Origin of the sequence: Mesorhizobium sp. M5C.F.Ca.IN.020.32.2.1 (assembly GCF_004023105.1) — a bacterium.
Lineage (GTDB): Bacteria > Pseudomonadota > Alphaproteobacteria > Rhizobiales > Rhizobiaceae > Mesorhizobium > Mesorhizobium wenxiniae.
In genome coordinates this window covers 1-2,097 of record NZ_RZSX01001008.1, presented here as the reverse complement: position 1 = coordinate 2,097, position 2,097 = coordinate 1, and the positions used below count along the sequence as shown (strand labels likewise).

Sequence of the window (2,097 nt, the reverse complement as noted above, 5' to 3'; positions counted from 1 at the left end):
TTGCGGCTCGCCCGAACTCGCCGTCTATTCCGCCACCAAGGGCGCGCTCGCTACGCTGACCCGCAACGCCGCGAACGCGCACCGTTTCGACCGCATCCGCGTCAACGGCATCAATGTCGGCTGGACCGACACCCCGGCCGAGCGCATCATGCAGGCCGAGACGCTCGGGCACGGCCCGGGCTGGATCGACGCCGCCAACGCATCGCAGCCTTTCGGGCGCCTGCTGGCGGCCGACGAGGTGGCGAACCTCGCCGTCTTCCTGCTCTCCGACGCCTCCGGGCCGATGACCGGCGCCCTGATCGACCAGGAGCAATGGGTCGTATGGGCGAACCGGTGAAGGCTGCTGTCGCAGCTCTCGAAGCAATCGGCCCGGCACTGCTTAGCCGGCTTCCTTCCCCGGGTCCAAAAACCGTTTTACGACTGCGCTGGCCCGCAGGAAATAGCCTGGCGGACTGGATCGCCATCAACGATTTCCGCACGGCTGTCACAGCCGGTCTCGACGGCCTGCTCTACGACGATCCGATGGCATTCGTCAGACAGCTTTGCGCATTGCCGACCAGTCGCACGGTTGAAGCGGACCGCACAATCGGCATAGTAGGTCGCCACGACCAGGGGAGAGCAATATGAAGCTCGGACTGCTCACCGCACCGTTTGCCGATACCCCCCTCGCCGATGTCGCCGACTGGGCAAGTTCTGCCGGCTTCGAGGCGCTGGAGATCGCCTGCTGGCCGAAATCCTCCGGCGCCGCCCGGCGCTATGCCGGCACCAGCCATATCGACGCCGCCTCGACCTCGGCCTCGAAGGCGAAGGAAATCGCGGCCGCACTGACGGAAAACGAGCTGTCGATCTCGGGCCTCGGCTTCTACCCCAATCCGCTGCATCCCGATGCCGCCCACCGCAAGACCGTCATCGACCATCTGAAGAAGGTGATCGTGCTGGCGAGCCATATGGGCGTTCCGCTGGTCAACACCTTCTGCGGCGGCGACGCTGCAAAAACCATCGACGCCAACTGGCAAGAGGCACTGACCGTCTGGCCCGATATCATCGCCCATGCGCGCGACAACGGCGTCAAGCTGGCATTTGAGAACTGCCCGATGATCTTCAGCTATGACGAGTGGCCGGGCGGACACAACATCGCCTATTCGCCTTATATCTGGCGCCGCATCCTCGAGGCGTGGGGCGGCGACGTCGGCATGAACTTCGACCCGTCGCATCTGGTCTGGCAGATGATCGACCAGGCCCGCTTCATCAAAGAATTCGGTCCGCACATGCTGCATGTTCATGCCAAGGACCTGATGATCGATCATGATGGACTTTACGAACGCGGTATTCTCTCGGCCGGCATGGGCTGGCAAGTGCCGCGCATGCCGGGGCTTGGCGATGTCGACTGGAATGTGATCTTCTCCGGCCTTTACCGGGCCGGCTACGACGGGCCCATCATCATCGAGCACGAGGACCGGCGGTTTGAGGGGAGCGATGAAAGCCTCAAGCGCGGCTTTCTGCTGGCCCGCGACGTGCTGCGCCCGTTCGTGAAATGAGCCCCTTTTCGAACTGAAACGAGATCAATGGGAGGAAGACTGGAATGAAAAAATATCTGGCAATGGTCCCGCTGCTTGCCGGCGCGGCGTTTCTGGCTTCGGTGGGCGTCTCGTCCGCTGAAGCCAAATACACGATCGGCGTTTCCAACACGGTGCAAGGCAATGGCTGGCGCGAGGAAATGATCTGCGCCATCAAAGCGCAGGCGCTCGCGTCCGACGAAGTCACGAAACTGAACATCGCCCATCGCAACACCGACGCCGCCGGCCAGCTCGAGGACATCCGCAACCTGATCAGCGCCAAGGTCAACGCCATCGTCGTCAACCCGGCCGATCCGGCCGGCATCAAGTCAGCCCTCGAAGAAGCCACCAAGGCCGGTATCGTCGTCGTCGCCGTCGACCAGGCGGTCACCGAACCCTCGGCCTATATCATTTCCAACAACCAGGAGCAGTACGCCTATCTCGGCGCCAAATGGCTGTTCCAGCAGATCGGCGGCAAGGGCGACGTCGTCTATATGCGCGGTGCCGCCGGCGCCTCGGCCGACAGCGATCGCGACAAGGG

At 63.2% G+C, this 2,097-nt stretch carries 4 protein-coding genes; all 4 read left to right on the top strand.

The genetic code is table 11. The annotated features are described in order from the left end of the window. Positions 1-337, top strand: a 337-nt coding sequence (locus EOA86_RS32155; RefSeq protein ID WP_128345283.1) for an SDR family oxidoreductase, incomplete at its 5' end; no start/stop codon positions are given. After that, positions 322-627 carry a hypothetical protein gene (locus EOA86_RS32150; RefSeq protein ID WP_128345281.1) on the top strand — a complete coding sequence of 102 codons (306 nt, stop codon included), beginning with the start codon at positions 322-324 and terminating at the stop codon, positions 625-627. The genes EOA86_RS32155 and EOA86_RS32150, both read left to right, overlap by 16 nt. Then, positions 624-1,538 (top strand): sugar phosphate isomerase/epimerase, encoded by a 915-nt coding sequence (locus tag EOA86_RS32145; protein WP_128345279.1) that lies wholly within the window; start codon positions 624-626, stop codon positions 1,536-1,538. Before EOA86_RS32150 ends, EOA86_RS32145 begins: the two co-directional genes overlap by 4 nt. Before the next feature lie 44 nt (positions 1,539-1,582). Beyond that, a partial coding sequence (locus EOA86_RS32140) for a substrate-binding domain-containing protein (protein ID WP_164892207.1) occupies positions 1,583-2,097 on the top strand: 515 nt, incomplete at its 3' end.

What these genes read in the sequence shown, in the direction of transcription:
- EOA86_RS32150 (WP_128345281.1), top strand. Translation starts at nt 322, where the DNA reads ATGGGCGAACCGGTGAAGGCTGCTGTCGCAGCTCTCGAAGCAATCGGC.
- EOA86_RS32145 (WP_128345279.1), top strand. Translation starts at nt 624, where the DNA reads ATGAAGCTCGGACTGCTCACCGCACCGTTTGCCGATACCCCCCTCGCC.